This is a genomic window from Citrobacter sp. Igbk 14, from assembly GCF_028069825.1.
In the GTDB taxonomy this organism is placed as follows: domain Bacteria; phylum Pseudomonadota; class Gammaproteobacteria; order Enterobacterales; family Enterobacteriaceae; genus Citrobacter.
Genome location: NZ_JANEWM010000047.1, coordinates 14,885 through 35,668, shown reverse-complemented (window position 1 = coordinate 35,668; position 20,784 = coordinate 14,885). Strand labels below are relative to the sequence as shown.

Here is a 20,784-nt window from a genome sequence, read left to right as displayed (position 1 = left end):
ATCTAACCCTGCTTAAAAGAACCATTTTTACAAATGCTTATTTTGGACGTCCAGAATGCCGTGCGAATGGGTAATAAATGCTCTATTTGATCATGAAGTGCTAATCCACAATAAAAATAGTGATTATTTTTTGTTCTTAAATGTTGCAATGAAACATCACGTAACAGGAAGGGGGAATTTTCGGGTTGAGTTTAGTGCGGGATGAGGGTCCATCTAAGGCGAAAAATGCAGCAATGCGGTGAACGTAAAAAGGCCAGCAGTGCTGGCCTTTAAGGTTAAAACGATAGCGTTAGAAGCTGGCGTTACGCGGTGTACGCGGGAACGGAATAACGTCGCGGACGTTCTGTACGCCGGTGACATAAGCAATCAGGCGCTCAAAGCCCAAACCGAAACCGGAATGCGGAACGGTACCGTAGCGACGCAGATCGCGATACCACCAGTAATCTTCTTTGTTCAGACCCATCTCCAGCATACGGGCATCCAGCACGTCCAGACGCTCTTCACGCTGAGAACCACCGATGATTTCACCGATTCCCGGTGCCAGCACGTCCATTGCCGCAACGGTTTTACCGTCGTCGTTAAGGCGCATATAAAACGCCTTAATATCTTTCGGATAGTTTTTAACCACCACCGGCGCTTTAAAGTGTTCTTCGGCAAGATAGCGTTCATGCTCAGAAGACAGATCGACACCCCAGTAAACCGGGTTTTCGAACTGTTTGCCGCATTTTTCCAGAATGCTTACCGCATCGGTGTAATCCACCTGTGCAAAGTCAGCATCAATGAAACGTTCCAGGCGTGATACCGCGTCTTTGTCGACACGTTCGGCGAAGAACTTCATATCATCCGCACGTTCTTCCAGTACGGCCTTGAACGCGTATTTCAGCATTGCTTCAGCCAGACCTGCAACATCGTTCAGATCGGCAAAAGCGACTTCCGGCTCAAGCATCCAAAACTCTGCCAGGTGACGGCTGGTGTTGGAATTTTCCGCACGGAAAGTCGGTCCAAATGTATAAATTTTGGACAGTGCACAGGCATAGGTTTCACCGTTCAACTGACCGGAAACTGTCAGGAAGGCTTCTTTACCAAAGAAGTCTTTATCGAAATCGACTTTACCCTGATCGTTGCGCGGCAGGTTTTCCAGATCCAGCGTTGACACGCGGAACATTTCACCGGCACCTTCGGTATCGGAAGCGGTGATCAGTGGGGTAGAAACCCAAAAGAAACCCTGCTCATGGAAGAAGCGATGCAGCGCTTGCGCCAGCGTATGGCGTACTCGCGCAACCGCACCAATCATATTGGTACGCGGACGCATGTGTGCGACTTCACGCAGGTACTCAATACTGTGACGCTTCGCAGCCATGGGATAGGTATCAGGATCTTCAACCCAGCCGGTAACTTCAACTTCCGTTGCCTGAATTTCAAAGCTCTGTCCTTGTCCTGGTGACGCAACGACTTTACCCGTTACGATAACCGAACACCCCGTCGTCAGGCGTAATACGTCCTGATTGTAATTGGGCAGAGAATTATTGATGACGGCCTGTACAGGATCAAAGCAGGAACCGTCATAAACGGCGAGGAAGGAGATGCCAGCTTTTGAATCTCGGCGGGTACGCACCCATCCGCGCACGGTGACTTCGCTGTCAACGGCTACGCGGCCCTGGAGTACGTCGGCTACAGGCACAACGCTCATAATATTCTCTCTGTTAATAGTCGGATATATAAACACATGTCCACCCGTAATGGGGGGATACCTATGTTACCTGGCATCTGCAATCAGACAAGCAGAATTCGTAGCTGGAGTGAAAGATTTCGGAAATAAACGTGAAAAGGGAGCCAAAGTGGCTCCCTGGAAAGGCTAGCTGGCTTTTTTAATATGCGGAAGATCGAAGGCTTTACGCAGCGCACGAACAAACGCTTTATCGTGGCAAATGGTTTTGCCAGGACTATCTGACAACTTGGCTACTGGCTTACCGTTACATTCGACCAGCTTGATAACGATATTCAGCGGCTTCACTTGGGGGATATTACACGTCAGGCGTGTCCCGATACCAAAGCTCAGCTGCACGCGAGAAGAGAAGTGGCGATAGAGTTCAATCGCTTTATTCAGATCGAGGTTATCTGAGAACACCAGCGTTTTGCTTTGCGGGTCAATACCCAGTTTTTCATAATGGGCAATGGCTTTCTCACCCCATTCAACCGGATCGCCAGAGTCGTGGCGCAAACCCTGATAGCGGGTTGCAAACTCAACGCCAAAGTCGCGCAAAAACGCGTCCATAGTAATGCAATCGGTCAGGGCGATGCCGAGCTGGTCGGGATATTCGTTCAGCCAGGCGGCCAGGGCAACGCGCTGACTGGTCGCAAGCTCAGGGCTGATTTGCTGATGTGCCTGGAACCATTCATGTGCCTGGGTTCCCATCGGCGTTAATGACAGACGACGGGCAAGATCGTAGTTGCTGGTGCCAACAAACCACGGTTCCTGCTGCAGACGCTGCACAATAGCTTGCTGCACTTCGCGTGAAAAACGACGACGCGTGCCGAAATCCATCAGATGGAAGCGGGACATGTCGACATTTTTCGTTAATGTAGTGAATTCTGCTAACTTGTTTTCCAGCTCAGCCAGTGCCTGCGGCACGCCAGATTCTGGCGAACGGTAACGGTGCACCAGTTCGCTAATTACCGCCAGCAGCGGGACTTCCCACATGATGACTTCACGCCATGGGCCGGTTAAGCGGATGTTCAGCTTACCGTTATCATTGGTGACGTGCACCTGTTCCGGGTTGTAGCGGAAATCACGTAACCAGGTGAGGTAATCAGCTTTAAAGAAAGGCAGGCCGGAGAGCCACTGGTACTCGTCCTCCTGAAGTCGCAGGTGCTGCATAGCGTTAACCTGCTCACGAATAGTGTCGGCATAAATACCGAGCAGGTCATCGCCACGGCAACGAAATTCAGCCGCTACTTGTACATCATAGTAGTGGTGAAAAACGGCTTGCTGCATATGCAACTTATAAGCGTCTGTATCCAGCAGCGAGTGCAGAACAGGAGAAGCGAATTGTGTCATAGGTGCGCAGTAGCATCCTCTCGCGGGAGCGTTTAGTACAATAAACAACTAAGAAAACCGCTGGAGTATACCCTGTTTAGCGATTTATTGAACCCCGATCACACCATAAGCTGTCTTTCTGGTCGAGTGCATTTCGTGCCGCGTGTTATTAAAATGTAGCAAAAAGGGTGTTTGTGCCTGAAAAGATGAACATTCTGCGTAGCGCGATTTACGCAACAGGAATAGACTGAAGCCGAGACTCTACAAAAGATGCTAAAGGTTTTTTATGACACAACAGCCACAAGCCAAATACCGTCACGACTATCGTGCACCGGATTACCAGATTACTGATATTGACTTGACCTTTGACCTGGATGCTGAAAAAACCGTGGTCACCGCAGTGAGCCAGGCTGTCCGTCATGGTGCGTCTGATGCTCCCCTTCGCCTGAATGGTGAAGATCTGACCCTGGTGTCAATCCACGTGAACGATGAACCGTGGACAGAGTATAAAGAAGAAGAGGGTGCTCTGGTCATCAGCTACCTGCCGGAACGTTTTACGCTGCGTATCGTTAATGAAATCAGCCCAGCGGCTAACACCGCACTGGAAGGGCTGTATCAGTCCGGCGATGCGCTCTGTACGCAGTGCGAAGCGGAAGGGTTTCGCCATATTACCTGGTATCTCGACAGGCCGGACGTGCTGGCGCGTTTTACCACCAAAATTATTGCCGATAAAACCCGGTATCCATTCCTGCTTTCCAACGGTAACCGTGTTGCACAGGGCGAACTGGAAAATGGTCGCCACTGGGTGCAGTGGCAGGATCCATTCCCGAAACCGTGCTATCTGTTCGCGCTGGTCGCCGGTGATTTCGACGTGCTGAGCGATACCTTTACGACCCGCTCCGGGCGTGAAGTTGCGCTGGAATTATATGTAGACCGCGGCAACCTGGACCGTGCGCCATGGGCGATGACGTCGCTGAAAAATTCCATGAAATGGGATGAAGAGCGTTTTGGTCTGGAGTATGACCTCGATATCTACATGATCGTCGCCGTGGACTTCTTTAATATGGGGGCGATGGAGAATAAAGGTCTGAACATCTTTAACTCCAAATACGTGCTGGCGCGTACCGATACTGCCACCGACAAAGACTATCTCGATATTGAGCGCGTTATCGGTCACGAATATTTTCATAACTGGACCGGCAACCGCGTCACTTGTCGTGACTGGTTCCAGTTAAGCCTGAAAGAAGGGTTAACCGTATTCCGTGATCAGGAATTTAGCTCTGATCTTGGCTCTCGCGCGGTAAACCGTATTAGCAACGTGCGTACCATGCGCGGCATGCAGTTTGCTGAAGACGCCAGCCCGATGGCGCACCCAATTCGCCCGGATATGGTCATTGAAATGAACAACTTCTACACCCTGACCGTGTACGAAAAGGGCGCTGAAGTGATTCGTATGATCCATACCTTACTGGGGGAAGCGAATTTCCAGAAGGGAATGCAGCTTTACTTTGAACGTCATGATGGTAGCGCCGCGACCTGTGATGATTTTGTGCAGGCGATGGAAGATGCGTCGAACGTTGACCTTTCACATTTCCGCCGCTGGTACAGCCAGTCCGGTACGCCGATACTGACTGTGCGTGATGACTATAATCCGACAACGGAACAATATACGCTGACTATCAGCCAGCGTACGCCAGCCACGCCGGATCAGGCTGAAAAGCAGCCCTTGCATATTCCTTTTGCCCTTGAGTTGTATGACAACGAAGGCAAAGTGATCCCGCTACAAAAAGGCGGTCACCCGGTGAATTCCGTACTCAACGTGACCCAGGCAGAGCAGACGTTTGTTTTCGATAACGTTTATTTCCAGCCGGTTCCGGCACTGCTGTGTGAGTTCTCAGCGCCGGTGAAACTGGAATATAAATGGAGCGACCAGCAACTGACCTTCCTGATGCGTCATGCCCGCAATGATTTCTCTCGTTGGGATGCGGCTCAGAGCCTGTTGGCGACCTATATTAAGCTGAATGTTGCCCGACATCAGCAGGGGCAGCCGCTGTCTCTGCCGGTACACGTTGCTGACGCATTCCGTGCGATTCTGCTCGATGAGAAAATCGATCCGGCACTGGCGGCAGAGATCCTGACGCTGCCTTCCGTCAACGAGATAGCTGAGCTGTTTGAGATTATCGATCCGGTGGCGATCGCTGAGGTACGTGAAGCGTTAACCCGCACGCTGGCTGCTGAACTGGCAGATGAATTCCTGGCTATTTATAACGCCAATCATCTCGATGAGTATCGCGTTGAGCATGCCGATATTGGCAAACGTACGCTGCGCAATGCTTGCCTGCGCTTCCTGGCTTTTGGGGAAACCCAACTGGCAGACGCCCTGGTGAGCAAGCAATACCGTGAAGCGAATAACATGACTGATGCGCTGGCAGCGCTGTCTGCGGCGGTCGCAGCACAGTTGCCGTGTCGTGACGCGCTGATGCAGGAATACGACGACAAATGGCATCATGACGGTCTGGTGATGGATAAATGGTTTATCCTGCAATCTACCAGCCCGGCAGATAACGTGCTGGAGACGGTACGTGGCCTGTTGAAGCATCGCTCCTTCAGTATGAGCAACCCGAACCGTATTCGTTCTCTGATTGGTGCCTTTGCGGGTAGTAACCCGGCGGCATTCCATGCGGAAGATGGTAGCGGCTATCAGTTCCTGGTCGACATGTTGACCGAACTGAACAGCCGAAATCCTCAGGTGGCATCTCGTTTGATTGAGCCGCTGATTCGCCTAAAACGCTATGATGCAAAACGTCAGGCGAAGATGCGGGCAGCGTTGGAACAGCTGAAAGGTCTGGAAAATCTCTCCGGCGATCTGTTCGAGAAAATTACCAAAGCGTTAGCCTGATCATTCACCGCATTGTGATGTTAACGCGACTTAACCGGTTTACGTATACAACGTAGACCGGTTAAGCATGGGCAGCACCTCGCAGAGAATTCAGCTGCGGGGGGCGCACATCGCGGCGATGCAGGGCCTGCCAGAACGTCTCAAGCGCACCATCCAGGCGCAATTGCAGGTTGAGTGTAAACTGCGGTTTATGCTGATAATCAATGACCTGTGAATCATCGGCAAAAACACCATGCAGAATCTCCTGGGCCTTTAATGCGCTGAGCACCGGTTTCAGGGCATAATCGACCGCCAGTAAGTGCGCAACGGTTCCTCCGGTGGCCAGCGGCAACACCACTTTTCCTTCCAGTGCCCGTTCGGGTAGTAGATCGAGCAGTGTTTTCAGTGCGCCAGAGTATGCGGCTTTGTAGATCGGTGTAGCGACAATCAGTCCGTCGGCGTCTCGCAGTTGTTCGACAAATGCCTTCAACGCCGGGCTGTCAAAACGTGCATAAATCAGATCCTCGGGCGCAAAATTGTGCAAATTCCAGTGGTAAACCTCGATTTCCTGACCGTTCAGTTTTTCTCGTGCATATTCCAGTAACGCGCTGGAGCGAGAAGGGAAACGTGGGCTTCCCGCCAGTGTGATGACACGCATAATGCTACTCTCCGTTTATAACTAATCATTCAATTTTGCTTAACATTGATAACAATTCATGCAGTCTGGCAGAAAGATTTTGTTTCCCGAAATGATTTAAATGGGATAGAAAAGCTGAAAAGCGAATAAAGACGCAGGGGCAGGAAAACGATTGCTATTTATTGCCGCAGGTCAATTCCCTTTTTGCTCGCGATCGCACATAATACGCCCCCGGTTTGCACACCGGGAATCCAGGAGAGTTCATGTACTACCCCTTCGTTCGTAAAGCCCTTTTTCAGCTCGATCCTGAGCGCGCTCATGAATTGACATTCCAGCAATTACGTCGCATTACCGGCACGCCGCTTGAAGCGCTTGTCCGGCAGAAAGTACCCGCAAAACCGGTTACCTGTATGGGGCTGACGTTTAAAAACCCGCTCGGTCTTGCTGCCGGACTGGATAAAGACGGGGAGTGCATTGATGCACTTGGGGCGATGGGATTCGGCTCAATTGAAATCGGTACTGTGACGCCGCGTCCGCAGCCGGGTAACGATAAACCACGTCTGTTCCGTCTGGTTGATGCAGAAGGTTTGATCAACCGTATGGGGTTTAATAACCTGGGCGTTGATAACCTGGTGGAGAACGTCAAAAAATCGCATTTTGACGGTATTCTGGGGATTAATATTGGTAAGAATAAAGACACCCCGGTAGAGAATGGCAAAGATGACTATCTGATTTGTATGGAAAAAGTCTATGCTTACGCCGGTTATATTGCGATTAATATCTCTTCACCAAATACTCCGGGGCTACGTACGCTACAATACGGCGAGGCTCTGGATGATCTGCTTACGGCTATTAAAAATAAGCAAAACGATCTCCAGGCGATTCACCATAAATATGTGCCGGTGGCGGTAAAGATCGCGCCGGATCTTTCTGTGGAAGAACTGATCCAGGTTGCCGACAGTTTGGTTCGTCATAATATTGATGGCGTTATTGCCACAAATACCACCCTTGATCGCTCCCTTGTTCAGGGAATGAAGAATTGTGACCAAATGGGTGGTTTGAGCGGCCGACCATTGCAATTAAAAAGTACAGAAATTATTCGTCAGTTGTCTCAGGAATTAAAAGGGCAGTTGCCGATTATTGGTGTTGGCGGGATCGACTCGGTGATTGCCGCACGGGAAAAAATGGCTGCCGGTGCTTCACTGGTGCAGATTTATTCGGGATTTATTTTTAAAGGTCCGCCGTTGATTAAAGAAATCGTCAGCAATATCTGATCTATGCCTTAATTCGACAACCAGGGCTTTATTTCTAGCCCTGGTTGTTTTATATTCCTTTACTGTTGCTTATTTAAACATTCTGAGCTTTTATTATTAGGGCAATAAACGAAGCGGCAAAAGGATAGTGTCGTAATGGCGATGATTAAGGAAAGGAGAGAAACTGATGCGAATTAAACCCGACGATAACTGGCGCTGGTATTATGATGAAGAGCACGATCGAATGATGCTCGATTTAGCCAATGGCATGTTATTCCGCTCGCGTTTTGCGCGTAAAATGCTCACGCCTGATGCATTTTCTCCGTCTGGTTTTTGTGTCGATGACGCTGCGCTTTATTTCTCCTTCGAAGAAAAATGCCGTTACCTGGATTTAGCTAAAGAACAAAAAGCGGAACTGGTGTTAAATGCGCTGGTGGCTATTCGGTATCTTAAACCGCAAATGCCAAAAAGCTGGCACTTTGTAGCGCACGGCGCGAACTGGTCGCCAGTGGTCGGTGACGCTGCCTGTGTTTATTTAAGCGATACTGAAGAACAGGTAAATCTGTTAGTGGTAGAGCCGGGTGAAAATGCCGCACTCTGTTTGCTTGCACAGCCGGGAGTGGTCATTGCCGGTCGTACCATGCAACTTGGCGATGCGATTAAAATCATGAATGACAGACTGAAACCGCAGGCAATTGTCGACAGTTTCAGCCTTGAGCAGGCGGTCTAACTTTCCAGCCTGATTGCCGTTTTGGGTACACAACTGCAGCAAAGAATCGTTCCGTCATCGCCAATCGCTGATTTTTTCAGTGGGTTGACTTCGCCTTCTACCAGCCGAATCCGGCAGCATCCACAAATTCCCGCACGACACGAGTAGGGAACACGGATCCCCTGGTTTTCAAGTTGTTCCAGCAATACCTGCTGATTATTTCCGCGAAATGTTTGACCCTGCCAGTCAATTACCACGGTTGCATCGGGTTGTTGTTGCAAAGCGGTATCATCAGATTCCGCCGCGCCGTACAGCCGGGCGGGTCCGGTTGCCAGTATTTCTACTTCATCACCCACACGAATTACGCCGCTATTACGGGCGATAAGATTCTGGCCGAAATCGACATCACCGTTGTCTGGCGCTGTACGGAAGGTTTGCAGCGTCGCCAGTGGCTCGCCGGATGGATGTTTCTGGCCTTTCTCTGGGCTGACGGTAGTGAAAATACAGCGACTACAGGGTTTAGCCACGTCAAAGATAACGTCGCCGATGCGTATCACTTTCCAGGTATCTTCTTCCCAGGCGCTAGCACCTGTAACTACCAGGTTGGGGCGAAACTGTTCCATTCTGATGCTGGCCGGGCAGCGTTGCTGCAGATCGCGCAGAGAGGCCTCGTTCGTCAGGAGATAGGGAAAACCATCGGCAAAAGATAACGGCACGCCATCGTGGCGCTTTACCCGGCGCGTCAGCTGCGGGCCAACCCAACGCAACTGCACATCACGGGAAAAGAAACCACTGATCCAGCGATTGATATCCGCTGGTGCGACCCGTGCGGTAAAATGGTTTCCCCACACTTCTGTAGGTGCATCCTGCGTGGAGAAGTCGGCAAAGCGCACTAACGCACTGCTGCCGTCTGGCGCGGTAAGATGTAGGCCGTCATGGAATGGCGACGGGGTAAAACGGACCATTTGCGGGAACTGTCGGGCGGTGATGAACGTTCCGTCAGGTTCAGTGATCATAAATATGCGATCAAAGGCAAGGCCGCTGATATCTGCCAGGGCGTGCGTTAGCCCAATGCCGCGCATTGATTTAACCGGATGGATAAAAAGTCGGGTTAACGTGACCACTGTACAGCCCCTCGAATGAAAATAAGCCTTCAACTTTATGACATACAGCCCATATTAGCTATAATGCGCAGCAATTTTCTCGGAGTAAAAGTGACATTATGAATTCTCTGTTTGCCAGTACGGCCCGCGGGCTGGAAGAGCTGTTAAAAACTGAACTGGAAAACCTCGGCGCATTGGAGTGTCAGGTCGTTCAGGGTGGGGTCCATTTTAAGGGCGACACGCGGCTTGTTTACCAGAGCCTGATGTGGAGCCGCCTGGCCTCGCGCATTATCCTGCCGATGGGAGAGTGCAAGGTCTATAGCGATCTTGATCTGTACCTCGGTGTTCAGGCAATCGACTGGACAGAGATATTTAATCCTGGTGCCACCTTTGCCGTGCATTTTAGCGGGCTGAACGAGACGATTCGTAATAGCCAGTACGGTGCACTGAAAGTAAAGGATGCGATTGTCGATGCCTTTACTCGTAAAAACCTGCCGCGTCCGAACGTAGATCGTGAATCACCCGATCTGCGCATTAACGTTTGGCTGAACAAAGATACTGCCAGCATCGCGCTCGATCTGAGCGGAGACGGCCTGCATCAGCGTGGTTATCGTGATCGTGCGGGTCAGGCACCGATTAAAGAGACGCTGGCGGCCGCCATTGTGATGCGTTCAGGCTGGCAGCCGGGTACGCCGCTGCTCGATCCGATGTGTGGTTCCGGTACGTTGCTGATTGAAGCCGCAATGTGGGCAACCGATCGCGCGCCTGGTCTGCACCGTGGGTACTGGGGGTTCAGTGGCTGGGCTCAGCATGATGAAACCGTCTGGCAAGAAGTGAAAGCTGAAGCACAGGTGCGTGCGCGCAAAGGGTTGGCGGACTATACCTCGCACTTCTATGGATCAGATAGCGATGCCCGCGTGATTGAAAAAGCGCGCAGTAACGCCCGCCGTGCCGGTATTGCCGATCTGATGACGTTTGAAGTCAAAGATGTCGCCAAACTGAGCAACCCGTTGCCGAAAGGACCTTACGGTACTGTTATCAGCAACCCACCCTACGGCGAGCGTCTGGACAGTGAACCGGCATTGATTGCTCTGCACAGCCTGCTGGGACGCACGATGAAAAACCAGTTTGGCGGCTGGAATCTGTCGCTGTTCAGTGCATCACCCGATTTGCTCAGCAGTCTGCAATTGCGCGCGGACAAACAGTTTAAAGCGAAAAATGGCCCGCTGGACTGTGTACAGAAAAACTATCACGTTGCAGAAACGACCGCTGACAGTAAACCAGCAACAGTGGCGGAAGATTATGCCAACCGCCTGCGTAAGAATATTAAGAAGTTGGAAAAATGGGCTCGTCAGGAAGGGATTGAATGCTATCGCCTGTACGATGCTGATCTGCCGGAATATAACGTTGCGGTTGACCGCTATGGCGACTGGGTTGTGGTTCAGGAATATGCGCCGCCGAAGACGGTTGATGCGCAGAAAGCACGTCAGCGCCTGTTCGATATTATTGCTGCAACGCTGTCGGTACTGGATATTGCGCCGAACAAACTGGTGCTGAAAACCCGTGAGCGTCAGAAAGGGAAGAACCAATACCAGAAGATGAACGAGAAGGGCGAATTCATTGAGGTGAGCGAGTATAACGCACGCCTGTGGGTCAACCTGACCGATTATCTGGATACCGGCCTGTTCCTTGATCACCGTATTGCACGCCGCATGTTGGGGCAGATGAGCAAAGGGAAAGACTTCCTTAACCTGTTCTCCTATACCGGTAGCGCGAGTGTACATGCCGGATTGGGTGGCGCGCGCAGCACTACAACGGTAGATATGTCGCGTACCTATCTGGAATGGGCAGAGCGTAACCTGCGACTGAACGGGCTAAGCGGACGTGCGCACCGCTTGATTCAGGCCGACTGCCTGGGCTGGCTGCGTGATGCCAATGAACAGTTTGATCTGATCTTCATTGATCCGCCGACGTTCTCAAACTCTAAGCGTATGGAAGACTCGTTTGACGTGCAGCGCGATCATCTGGCGCTAATGAAAGATCTGAAACGTCTGCTACGCAAAGACGGCACGATTATGTTCTCCAACAACAAACGTGGATTCCGTATGGATCTCGACGGTCTGGCTGAACTGGGATTGAAAGCACAAGAAATTACCCAAAAAACGCTTTCCCAGGACTTTGCCCGTAACCGTCAGATCCACAATTGCTGGCTGATTACCTCAGCCTGAAAGGAAAAATAAATGTCATTGATCAGTATGCATGGTGCATGGCTGTCGTTCAGCGATGCGCCACTTCTTGATAATGCAGAATTGCATATCGAGGATAACGAACGCGTCTGTCTGGTAGGCCGTAACGGTGCGGGCAAATCGACGCTGATGAAGATCCTGAACCGTGAGCAGGGTCTTGACGACGGGCGTATTATTTATGAGCAGGATCTGGTTGTAGCGCGTCTGCAACAGGATCCGCCGCGCAATGTCGAAGGCAGCGTCTATGACTTCGTTGCCGAAGGCATTGCAGAGCAGGCGGTGTATCTCAAGCGTTACCACGATATCTCGCATCTGGTGATCACCGATCCGAGTGATAAAAACCTGCAGGAACTGGCGAAGGTTCAGGAACAGCTGGATCACCACAATCTGTGGCAGCTGGAAAGCCGTATCAACGAAGTACTTGAACAGCTTGGGCTGGAGCCAGACATGGAGCTGGCATCGCTTTCCGGCGGCTGGCTGCGTAAAGCCGCGCTGGGCCGGGCGTTAGTCAGCAATCCGCGCATATTGCTGCTGGATGAACCGACCAACCACCTGGATATTGAAACCATCGACTGGCTGGAAGGGTTCCTGAAAACCTTTAACGGCACGATCATTTTTATCTCCCACGACCGTTCGTTTATTCGCAATATGGCAACGCGCATTGTCGATCTCGATCGCGGCAAGCTGGTGACCTATCCGGGTAATTACGATCAGTACCTGCTGGAAAAAGAAGAAGCGCTGCGGGTAGAAGAGCTACAGAATGCGGAGTTTGACCGCAAACTGGCGCAGGAAGAAGTCTGGATCCGTCAGGGTATTAAGGCGCGTCGTACCCGCAATGAAGGTCGTGTGCGTGCGCTGAAGGCCATGCGTCGGGAGCGCGGTGAGCGTCGTGAAGTGATGGGTACGGCGAAGATGCAGGTTGAAGAAGCGAGCCGCTCAGGCAAGATTGTCTTCGAAATGGAGAATGTTGATTACCAGGTTGACGGGAAGCAACTGGTAAAAGATTTCTCCGCGCAGGTGCAGCGCAGCGACAAAATTGCCTTAATTGGACCTAACGGCTGCGGCAAAACGACGCTGCTTAAACTGATGCTGGGACAATTGCAGGCTGACAGTGGTCGCATCCACGTCGGGACGAAGCTGGAAGTTGCCTATTTCGACCAGCACCGTGCTGAACTGGATCCGGATAAAACCGTGATGGATAACCTTGCCGAAGGTAAGCAAGAGGTGATGGTGAACGGTAAGCCGCGCCATGTGCTGGGCTATCTTCAGGACTTCCTGTTCCATCCGAAACGCGCGATGACGCCGGTACGTGCATTGTCTGGCGGGGAACGCAACCGCCTGCTGTTGGCGCGTCTTTTCCTGAAACCCAGCAACCTCTTGATTCTCGATGAACCCACCAACGATCTCGACGTCGAAACGCTGGAACTGCTCGAAGAGTTGATTGACGGTTATCAGGGGACCGTATTGCTGGTAAGTCACGACCGTCAGTTTGTTGACAATACGGTTACCGAGTGCTGGATTTTTGAAGGTGGCGGCAAGATTGGTCGTTATGTGGGCGGTTATCATGACGCGCGTGGCCAACAAACACAGTATGTGGCGTTAAAACAACCCGTTGAGAAAAAAACTGAGGAAACTGTTGCACCTAAAGCAGAAATTGTAAAACGCGGCACAAGCAAACTAAGCTATAAACTACAGCGCGAACTGGAGCAGCTTCCTGCATTGCTGGAATCGTTGGAAGCTAAGCTGGAAACATTACAAGCTCAGGTGGCTGATGCCTCATTTTTCAGTCAACCGCATGAGCAAACGCAGCAGGTATTAGCTAATCTGAACGAAGCGGAACAAGAACTTGAGCAAGCCTTTGAGCGCTGGGAGTATCTTGAGTCTTTAAAGAATGGCGCATAATTAAAGGAGCACATATGTGCGAACATCACCATGCCGCGAAGCATATTTTGTGCTCGCAGTGTGACATGCTGGTGGCGCTTCCTCGCCTTGAGCATGGTCAGAAAGCGGCATGTCCACGATGTGGCACTACCTTAACTGTTGAATGGGACGCGCCAAGGCAGCGTCCCACCGCCTATGTTTTAGCGGCACTTTTTATGCTGCTTTTGTCCAACCTGTTTCCCTTTGTGAATATGAACGTCGCAGGGGTGAGCAGCGAAGTCACGTTGCTGGAAATCCCCAGCGTTCTCTTTTCCGAAGATTATGCCAGTCTTGGCACCTTCTTTTTATTATTTGTGCAACTGGTTCCCGCGTTTTGCCTGCTAACTATTCTGTTGCTGGTGAATCGGGTGCAGATGCCTGGCAGACTTAAGACGAGGCTTGCACGTGTTCTGTTCCAGTTAAAAAGCTGGGGAATGGCGGAAATCTTCCTCGCGGGTGTGCTGGTCAGTTTTGTTAAGCTCATGGCTTATGGTGATATCGGCGTGGGCAGTAGTTTCATCCCGTGGTGCTTCTTTTGCCTTCTCCAGTTACGCGCATTCCAGTGTGTTGATCGTCGCTGGCTGTGGGATGATATTGCGCCGATGCCGGCTATCAAACAGGTCTTAAAGCCAGGTGTACCCGGTATCCGGCAAGGATTGCGTTCCTGCTCCTGTTGCACAGCTATTCTTCCGGCTGAAGAGCTGGTGTGTCCGCGCTGTCAAACGAAAGGCTATGTGCGTCGTAAAAACAGTTTGCAATGGACACTGGCATTACTGTTCACGTCGATCATGCTTTATCTTCCCGCCAATATTCTGCCGATTATGATCACCGATTTGCTCGGGTCAAAGCTGCCGTCAACCATCCTTGAGGGTGTGGTTTTAATCTGGAGCGAAGGTTCTTATCCCGTGGCTGCGGTTATCTTTATCGCCAGTATTCTGGTGCCGACGTTGAAAATGATCGCTATTGCCTGGCTATGTTGGGATGCCAAAGGGCATGGCAAACGCGACAGCGAACGTATGCACCTGATTTATGAGGTGGTGGAATTTGTCGGTCGCTGGTCAATGATCGACGTTTTTGTTATTGCGGTGCTCTCAGCGCTGGTGCGTATGGGAGGGTTGATGAACATTTATCCTGCAATGGGTGCTTTGATGTTTGCTTTAGTCGTCATTATGACAATGTTTTCTGCGATGACGTTTGATCCACGTCTGTCGTGGGACCGTGAACCAGAACCAGGCCATGAGGAGTCCTGACAGCATGGAATCTAAAAGTGGGGAAGCCAAAGTGCAGAAGGTAAAAAACTGGTCGCCCGTGTGGATATTTCCGATCGTCACTGCACTCATTGGCGCATGGGTTCTGTTTTACCACTACAGCCATCAGGGGCCGGAAGTCACGTTGATTACGACCAATGCCGAAGGTATTGAAGGGGGTAAAACGACGATTAAAAGCCGTAGTGTGGATGTCGGCGTGGTTGAAAGCGCTACCCTGACGGATGATTTGACCCATGTGGAAATTAAAGCACGTCTCAATTCCGGGATGGAAAAGCTGCTGCATAAAGATTCGGTCTTTTGGGTGGTGAAGCCGCAAGTGGGACGTGAAGGTATCAGTGGCCTGGGAACGCTGTTGTCCGGGGCATATATTGAGCTGCAACCCGGTAATAAAGGCAGCAAGCTGGAAAATTACCAATTGCTCGATTCTCCACCGCTGGCACCGCCTGATGCAAAAGGGATCCGCGTGATCCTGGACAGTAAAAAAGCAGGACAATTGAGTCCGGGTGACCCGGTTCTGTTCCGTGGATATCGCGTGGGCTCGGTTGAGACCAGTACGTTTGATGCGCAAAAACGTACGATCAGTTACCAGCTTTTCATCAATGCGCCAAACGATCGACTGGTAACCAGTAATGTCCGTTTCTGGAAGGACAGCGGTATTGCCGTCGATCTCACTTCGGCGGGTATGCGAGTGGAAATGGGCTCGCTCACCACGCTGTTTGGCGGCGGAGTCAGCTTTGACGTACCGGAAGGGCTGGAACAAGGCCAACCGGTTGAACAGCACTCCTCTTTTAATCTGTATGACGATCAAAAAAGTATTCAGGATTCCTTGTATACCGATCACATTGATTACCTGATGTTCTTCAAGGACTCAATTCGTGGTCTGCAGCCGGGGGCGCCGTTGGAGTTCCGTGGCATACGCCTGGGTACCGTAAGTAAAGTGCCTTTCTTTGCGCCAAATATGCGCCAGGTATTTAACAACGATTACCGCATTCCCGTTCTGGTGCGTATCGAACCTGAACGGCTGAAAGCGCAGTTGGGTGAAGACACCGATGTGGGGGCTCATCTTGCTGAGTTGCTCAAACGTGGACTGAGAGGGTCATTGAAGACGGGGAATCTGGTGACCGGCGCGCTGTATGTCGATCTCGACTTTTACCCGAAAGAGCCGCCAATTACAGGGGTACGCGAGTTTAATGGTTATCAAATTATTCCAACAGTGAGCGGCGGTCTGGCGCAGATTCAGCAGCGTCTGATGGAAGCGTTGGATAAGATTAATAGTCTACCGCTGAACCCGATGATTGAGCAGGCAACCAATACGCTGTCGGAAAGCCAGCGCACGATGAAGCATCTGCAAACTACGCTGGATAACATGAATAAGATCACGTCCAGCCAGTCGATGCAGCAGCTTCCTGCGGATATGCAGAATACGTTGCGTGAGCTGAATCGCAGCATGCAGGGCTTCCAGCCGGGTTCTGCGGCCTACAACAAGATGGTGGCAGATATGCAGCGTCTTGATCAGGTACTGCGTGAACTGCAGCCGGTTCTGAAAACGCTGAACGACAAGAGTAACGCGCTGGTGTTTGAAGCGAAGGACAAAAAAGATCCAGAGCCGAAGAGGGCGAAACAATGAAAAAGTGGCTAGTGGTGATGATGGCGGTCTGGCTGACGTCATGTAGCTCCAGCGGAGAGAATAAAAGCTATTATCAGCTCCCCATTGCGCAAGGGGGGGTACAAAGTTCAGCTAATCAGGGCAACCGCCTGCTGTGGGTTGAACAGGTTGCAGTACCTGATTACCTGGCGGGGAATGGTGTGGTGTACCAGACCAGCGACGTGAAGTATGTGATAGCGAATAACAATCTCTGGGCCAGCCCACTGGATCAGCAGTTGCGTAATACCCTTGTCGCAAATCTCAGTATGCAACTTCCTGGCTGGGTGGTTGCATCTCAGCCGTTGGGAAGCACTCAGGATACGCTTAACGTGACGGTGACAGGCTTTCACGGACGTTACGATGGCAAAGTGATTGTCAGCGGTGAATGGTTGCTTAATCACCAGGGGCAATTAATCAAGCGTCCGTTCCATATCGAAGTTGTACAGACGCAGGATGGCTACGATGAAATGGTGAAAGTTCTGGCCATCGCCTGGAGTCAGGAAGCGACGGCAATCGCACAAGAGCTGAAACGCATTCCATAAGCTTAAATAATTGTAAATTATGCCGCCTCAGGCTCATTGTCAGAGGCGGTTTTTTTATTTTTTTAGTGGTTGAGGTAGCTGTTCTGACAGAGAATTTTTGTACAAATGATTTACCAGCTAGCTCACAAATATGACACTGGCGTGAATTTTGCGCATTGACGAGCCTGATGTTTAGGGGTATTCGTTTAGTGTGATTGCACACTTAGTAATCACTGTTTTCTTTTCCACCAGACCCAAAAATGAGGGAAACGAGGCATGAAGAGACAAAAACGAGATCGCCTGGAACGGGCACATCAACGTGGATATCAGGCCGGCATTGCCGGACGCTCAAAAGAAATGTGTCCCTATCAGACGCTGAATCAGAGGTCATACTGGCTGGGAGGCTGGCGAGAAGCCATGGGGGATAGGGTTTTAATGGCCTGATTCTGTCTCTTTAGATAAAAGAAACCTCCGCAGAGCGGAGGTTTCGCCTTTTGTAGACCGGCAAATTAACGTACGTGGTCATTCGGCCATGTCGCACACCAGATCTACAGATGTCTGCAATTAGAACGCCGAGGTGTCCTGGAACAGACCCACTTTCAGATCATTTGCGGTGTAGATCAGACGACCATCAACCAGCACTTCACCATCAGCCAGACCCATGATCAGGCGGCGGTTAACGATGCGTTTGAAGTGAATGCGGTAGGTGACTTTCTTCGCGGTCGGCAGAACCTGACCTGTGAATTTCACTTCGCCCACGCCCAGCGCACGGCCTTTACCTTCGCCGCCCAACCAGCCGAGATAGAATCCAACCAGCTGCCACATGGCATCCAGACCCAGGCAACCAGGCATTACCGGATCGCCGATAAAATGGCATCCGAAGAACCACAGGTCCGGGTTGATGTCCAGTTCAGCTTCCACATAACCTTTGTCAAAGTTGCCGCCGGTTTCGGTCATCTTGATGACACGATCCATCATCAGCATGCTTGGTGCAGGCAGTTGTGGGCCTTTAGCACCAAACAGCTCACCGCGACCAGAGGCAAGAAGGTCTTCTTTTGTATAGGATTCGCGTTTATCTACCATGTTCTCTGTAAGCCTTATTTTATTGAAGCACGCAGGATAGCTAACACGTGTACGCTGAACAAGTCCGATCAGTTCGGAATAATCCAATTCAGCCAACGTAGCGGCCATGGAAAACGATGACGGCCTTCCTGTTGCGTTGCCGCAGCAATACGCTCCTGGATAGTTTGCATCAGCGTCGTCTGACCTTCGCCATCCCACACCAAATTTAATAGCAGTGGCAGCGCATCGGTTACGTCGTCTACTGCCCAGATAGTGAATTTTTCTTCTTCTACTGCCTGCAGCAGTGCGGGTGGAAGGCTCAGATGTCTGACGTTGGCTGTAGGGATAATCACCCCCTGAGTCCCCGTTAATTCACGCTGCTGGCAGATGGCAAAGAAGCCTTCAATTTTTTCATTCAGACCGCCGACAGGTTGAGCACGACCAAACTGATCGACAGAACCGGTTATCGCGATGCTTTGATTGACAGGAACGTCAGCGAGGGCGCTGATCAGCGCACACAGTTCTGCCATTGAGGCGCTGTCACCGTCTACTTCACTGTATGATTGCTCAAATGTCAGAGAGGCAGAGAACGGTATTTGCTGTTCAAGCTGGAGTTCCGACATCAGGAACGCCTGCATAATCATCATACCTTTGGCATGAATGTTTCCGCCCAACTCTGCTTTACGTTCAATATCGGTAAATTCGCCATCGCCAATATGCACGACGCAACTGATACGTGAAGGTTCACCAAACGCGCGGGGATGACCTGGAAATTCGATCACCGACAGGGCGTTTATTTGCCCAATACGCTCGCCTTCCGTTTCAATGAGGATCTGCTCTTGCAGGATCTCATCCTGCATCCGTTCGGAGAGGAATCCTTCTCGCCACTCACGTTGAGCAAGCATCAGGCTCAATTGCTCCGCAGTGCAGGTATCACTGTCGCAAAGAGGGGACACTTCTTTGAACTGGCGAGTGATCCAGAGCGGATTAAGCGGCAGCGTGTCCTGCTCGCCGGTGTAGCGAACAGCTTCACGGATGAGAACCTGCCATGCATCGGCAGCGGGATAGGGCAAATTGTTGCGTCGGGCAGTATGCGTTACCCACTGACACCACTGTGTCATGGTTTCGGCATCCACTATCTGCAAGTTATCTTCAAATTCGCTGTAGATAGCCTGTTCTGCAAGTTCTGGTTCCATTTCCTGGAAGTCTGCCAGCGATTCACGTTCGCCGACCAACACCACTCTCAGTTTAAGCGGCATAGAAGGGACGGAGACTGGCAGGGGGCGAGACTCGTCAAAGGCCACCCAGTCAAAACGCTCGTGGCTGACAATGGCTTTCAGGCGCATCCACAACAACGGCTGAGCCAGAAGTGTGCGCAATGAGATAACCAGCACACCGCCGTTGGCCTGATGGACCAGTCCCGGTTGCAGCGTAATTTCGCCATTGAACTGGCGCAGGCAGCCAAACAGCTGTTCGGCCTCAACCCAGTCCGCATTAACCACCTGAGTTAACGTTGCAAAGTTGTCGTCTGCTTTCTCCGCTGCGCGGTAACGAATAGTGTGGCCGGATACATCGTAATGCCCCCCGGTTAACCTATCGGCATCCGTATGCAAGGTACGTGCAGCCGTTGCAATAAGATTGAGATACTCCAGCTCTTCGGGCGCTTTCACCAGCATAAACGAGGACGTAGCCCAGTGCTGAAGAAGCTGCTCTAGCGCGAATTGTAAACGTGGCTGAGTATCACTGAGTAAGGTGTCGGTGTCGTCAGTGACGTGCGGCTGTGCAAATATTTCCTGATAGCTGTCGGTATCAGGAACCAGATCACGCCATGCAAGTTTCGTAATGGTCAAAGTTGATGTTTTTTAGTCTGTTGTAAAAAACGAGATTATACCGTAACCATCAGCACTGCACACGTGGAAAGCACCGCTAAACGGATGTGATGACGCGCGACAGTTCACAGGCTGGATATTCTTTTCTTCAGATGCCCAAAAAGCTGATATTCTGATAAGAGTTACACGGTAACATTGAGATCGCAATGAAATATCAACAACTTGAAAATCTTGAAAGCGGATGGAAATGGAAGTACCTGGTGAAGAAGCATCGCGAGGGGGAGTTGATTACCCGCTATGTGGAAGCCAGTGCTGCCAAAGAAGCCGTTGATTTGTTGCTAACCCTCGAAAATGAACCGGTTCGGGTCAACGCCTGGATTGAAGAATACATGAACCCAGCACTGCTCAATCGCATGAAGCAAACGATCCGGGCGAGGCGTAAGCGGCACTTTAATGCAGAACATCAACATACGCGTAAGAAATCGATCGATCTGGAGTTTATGGTCTGGCAGCGTTTAGCCGGGCTTGCGCAGCGACGTGGTAAAACGCTCTCAGAAACGATTGTGCAGTTGATTGAAGATGCGGAGCATAAAGAAAAGTATGCGAACAAGATGTCGACATTGAAGCAGGATCTTCAGGCGTTACTGGGTAAAGAGTAGGGTACGGGTAACGTCAA

The 20,784-nt window shown here is 51.0% G+C and carries 16 protein-coding genes; 10 read left to right on the top strand and 6 right to left on the bottom strand.

What is annotated here, in order from left to right; translation table 11 throughout:
- Positions 1-289 precede the first annotated feature (289 nt).
- Both asnS and pncB read right to left on the bottom strand, forming a co-directional pair.
- A complete protein-coding gene (gene asnS / locus NNN64_RS16995) occupies positions 290-1,690 on the bottom strand; it encodes an asparagine--tRNA ligase (RefSeq protein ID WP_202039013.1) in 1,401 nt (466 codons plus the stop codon).
- 165 nt (positions 1,691-1,855) lie between these two features.
- Positions 1,856-3,058, bottom strand: a complete 1,203-nt coding sequence (gene pncB, locus NNN64_RS16990; RefSeq protein ID WP_271442113.1) for a nicotinate phosphoribosyltransferase — start codon at positions 3,056-3,058, stop codon at positions 1,856-1,858.
- A gap of 265 nt (positions 3,059-3,323) precedes the next feature.
- Between pncB and pepN the strand changes: the two genes are divergently transcribed.
- Positions 3,324-5,936, top strand: a complete 2,613-nt coding sequence (gene pepN, locus NNN64_RS16985) for an aminopeptidase N (RefSeq protein WP_271442112.1) — start codon at positions 3,324-3,326, stop codon at positions 5,934-5,936.
- Positions 5,937-5,997: 61 nt separating this feature from the next.
- Here the strand turns inward: pepN and ssuE are convergent, their stop codons facing one another.
- Positions 5,998-6,573 (bottom strand): NADPH-dependent FMN reductase, encoded by a 576-nt coding sequence (gene ssuE, locus NNN64_RS16980; RefSeq protein ID WP_271442111.1) that lies wholly within the window; start codon positions 6,571-6,573, stop codon positions 5,998-6,000.
- Between the two features lie 242 nt (positions 6,574-6,815).
- On the opposite strand from ssuE, the gene pyrD reads away from it, so the two are divergent.
- Both pyrD and zapC read left to right on the top strand, forming a co-directional pair.
- The gene (gene pyrD / locus NNN64_RS16975) at positions 6,816-7,826 is read left to right on the top strand and encodes a quinone-dependent dihydroorotate dehydrogenase (RefSeq protein WP_101742829.1); all 1,011 of its coding nucleotides are present in this window, start codon (positions 6,816-6,818) and stop codon (positions 7,824-7,826) included.
- Positions 7,827-7,992: 166 nt separating this feature from the next.
- Positions 7,993-8,535, top strand: coding sequence for a cell division protein ZapC (gene zapC, locus NNN64_RS16970; protein WP_271442110.1), 543 nt, complete (start codon positions 7,993-7,995; stop codon positions 8,533-8,535).
- Here the strand turns inward: zapC and NNN64_RS16965 are convergent.
- A complete protein-coding gene (locus NNN64_RS16965; RefSeq protein ID WP_271442109.1) occupies positions 8,532-9,638 on the bottom strand; it encodes a YcbX family protein in 1,107 nt (368 codons plus the stop codon). The two genes, zapC and NNN64_RS16965, sit on opposite strands and share 4 nt — an antisense overlap.
- A 98-nt stretch (positions 9,639-9,736) precedes the next feature.
- On the opposite strand from NNN64_RS16965, the gene rlmKL reads away from it, so the two are divergent.
- From rlmKL to rmf, 6 genes are all read left to right on the top strand, one after another.
- Positions 9,737-11,845 carry a bifunctional 23S rRNA (guanine(2069)-N(7))-methyltransferase RlmK/23S rRNA (guanine(2445)-N(2))-methyltransferase RlmL gene (gene rlmKL / locus NNN64_RS16960; RefSeq protein WP_271442108.1) on the top strand — a complete coding sequence of 703 codons (2,109 nt, stop codon included), beginning with the start codon at positions 9,737-9,739 and terminating at the stop codon, positions 11,843-11,845.
- A gap of 12 nt (positions 11,846-11,857) precedes the next feature.
- Positions 11,858-13,765, top strand: a complete 1,908-nt coding sequence (locus NNN64_RS16955; protein ID WP_271442107.1) for an ABC transporter ATP-binding protein — start codon at positions 11,858-11,860, stop codon at positions 13,763-13,765.
- 14 nt (positions 13,766-13,779) lie between these two features.
- Positions 13,780-15,033 carry a membrane integrity-associated transporter subunit PqiA gene (gene pqiA / locus NNN64_RS16950; protein ID WP_271442106.1) on the top strand — a complete coding sequence of 418 codons (1,254 nt, stop codon included), beginning with the start codon at positions 13,780-13,782 and terminating at the stop codon, positions 15,031-15,033.
- A gap of 4 nt (positions 15,034-15,037) precedes the next feature.
- Entirely contained in the window at positions 15,038-16,678 is a 1,641-nt protein-coding gene (pqiB, locus tag NNN64_RS16945; RefSeq protein WP_137382848.1) for an intermembrane transport protein PqiB, read from the top strand.
- Positions 16,675-17,238 (top strand): membrane integrity-associated transporter subunit PqiC, encoded by a 564-nt coding sequence (gene pqiC, locus NNN64_RS16940; RefSeq protein ID WP_271442105.1) that lies wholly within the window; start codon positions 16,675-16,677, stop codon positions 17,236-17,238. The genes pqiB and pqiC overlap by 4 nt, the downstream gene beginning before the upstream one ends.
- Positions 17,239-17,493: 255 nt before the next feature.
- A complete protein-coding gene (gene rmf / locus NNN64_RS16935) occupies positions 17,494-17,661 on the top strand; it encodes a ribosome modulation factor (RefSeq protein ID WP_003035871.1) in 168 nt (55 codons plus the stop codon).
- Between the two features lie 120 nt (positions 17,662-17,781).
- Here the strand turns inward: rmf and fabA are convergent, their stop codons facing one another.
- Both fabA and NNN64_RS16925 read right to left on the bottom strand, forming a co-directional pair.
- Positions 17,782-18,300, bottom strand: a complete 519-nt coding sequence (gene fabA, locus NNN64_RS16930) for a bifunctional 3-hydroxydecanoyl-ACP dehydratase/trans-2-decenoyl-ACP isomerase (protein WP_003035875.1) — start codon at positions 18,298-18,300, stop codon at positions 17,782-17,784.
- Positions 18,301-18,368: 68 nt separating this feature from the next.
- On the bottom strand, positions 18,369-20,129 hold the full coding sequence (locus tag NNN64_RS16925; RefSeq protein ID WP_271442104.1) for a Lon protease family protein: 1,761 nt from the start codon (positions 20,127-20,129) through the stop codon (positions 18,369-18,371).
- Positions 20,130-20,314: 185 nt separating this feature from the next.
- On the opposite strand from NNN64_RS16925, the gene matP reads away from it, so the two are divergent.
- Positions 20,315-20,767, top strand: coding sequence for a macrodomain Ter protein MatP (matP, locus tag NNN64_RS16920; protein WP_005123520.1), 453 nt, complete (start codon positions 20,315-20,317; stop codon positions 20,765-20,767).
- The last annotated feature ends 17 nt before the right edge of the window (positions 20,768-20,784 follow it).

What these genes read in the sequence shown, in the direction of transcription:
- pqiA (WP_271442106.1), top strand. Translation starts at nt 13,780, where the DNA reads ATGTGCGAACATCACCATGCCGCGAAGCATATTTTGTGCTCGCAGTGT.
- matP (WP_005123520.1), top strand. Translation starts at nt 20,315, where the DNA reads ATGAAATATCAACAACTTGAAAATCTTGAAAGCGGATGGAAATGGAAG.
- asnS (WP_202039013.1), bottom strand. Translation starts at nt 1,690, where the DNA reads ATGAGCGTTGTGCCTGTAGCCGACGTACTCCAGGGCCGCGTAGCCGTT.
- pyrD (WP_101742829.1), top strand. Translation starts at nt 6,816, where the DNA reads ATGTACTACCCCTTCGTTCGTAAAGCCCTTTTTCAGCTCGATCCTGAG.
- pqiC (WP_271442105.1), top strand. Translation starts at nt 16,675, where the DNA reads ATGAAAAAGTGGCTAGTGGTGATGATGGCGGTCTGGCTGACGTCATGT.
- fabA (WP_003035875.1), bottom strand. Translation starts at nt 18,300, where the DNA reads ATGGTAGATAAACGCGAATCCTATACAAAAGAAGACCTTCTTGCCTCT.
- rmf (WP_003035871.1), top strand. Translation starts at nt 17,494, where the DNA reads ATGAAGAGACAAAAACGAGATCGCCTGGAACGGGCACATCAACGTGGA.
- rlmKL (WP_271442108.1), top strand. Translation starts at nt 9,737, where the DNA reads ATGAATTCTCTGTTTGCCAGTACGGCCCGCGGGCTGGAAGAGCTGTTA.
- pqiB (WP_137382848.1), top strand. Translation starts at nt 15,038, where the DNA reads ATGGAATCTAAAAGTGGGGAAGCCAAAGTGCAGAAGGTAAAAAACTGG.
- pncB (WP_271442113.1), bottom strand. Translation starts at nt 3,058, where the DNA reads ATGACACAATTCGCTTCTCCTGTTCTGCACTCGCTGCTGGATACAGAC.
- NNN64_RS16955 (WP_271442107.1), top strand. Translation starts at nt 11,858, where the DNA reads ATGTCATTGATCAGTATGCATGGTGCATGGCTGTCGTTCAGCGATGCG.
- pepN (WP_271442112.1), top strand. Translation starts at nt 3,324, where the DNA reads ATGACACAACAGCCACAAGCCAAATACCGTCACGACTATCGTGCACCG.
- ssuE (WP_271442111.1), bottom strand. Translation starts at nt 6,573, where the DNA reads ATGCGTGTCATCACACTGGCGGGAAGCCCACGTTTCCCTTCTCGCTCC.
- zapC (WP_271442110.1), top strand. Translation starts at nt 7,993, where the DNA reads ATGCGAATTAAACCCGACGATAACTGGCGCTGGTATTATGATGAAGAG.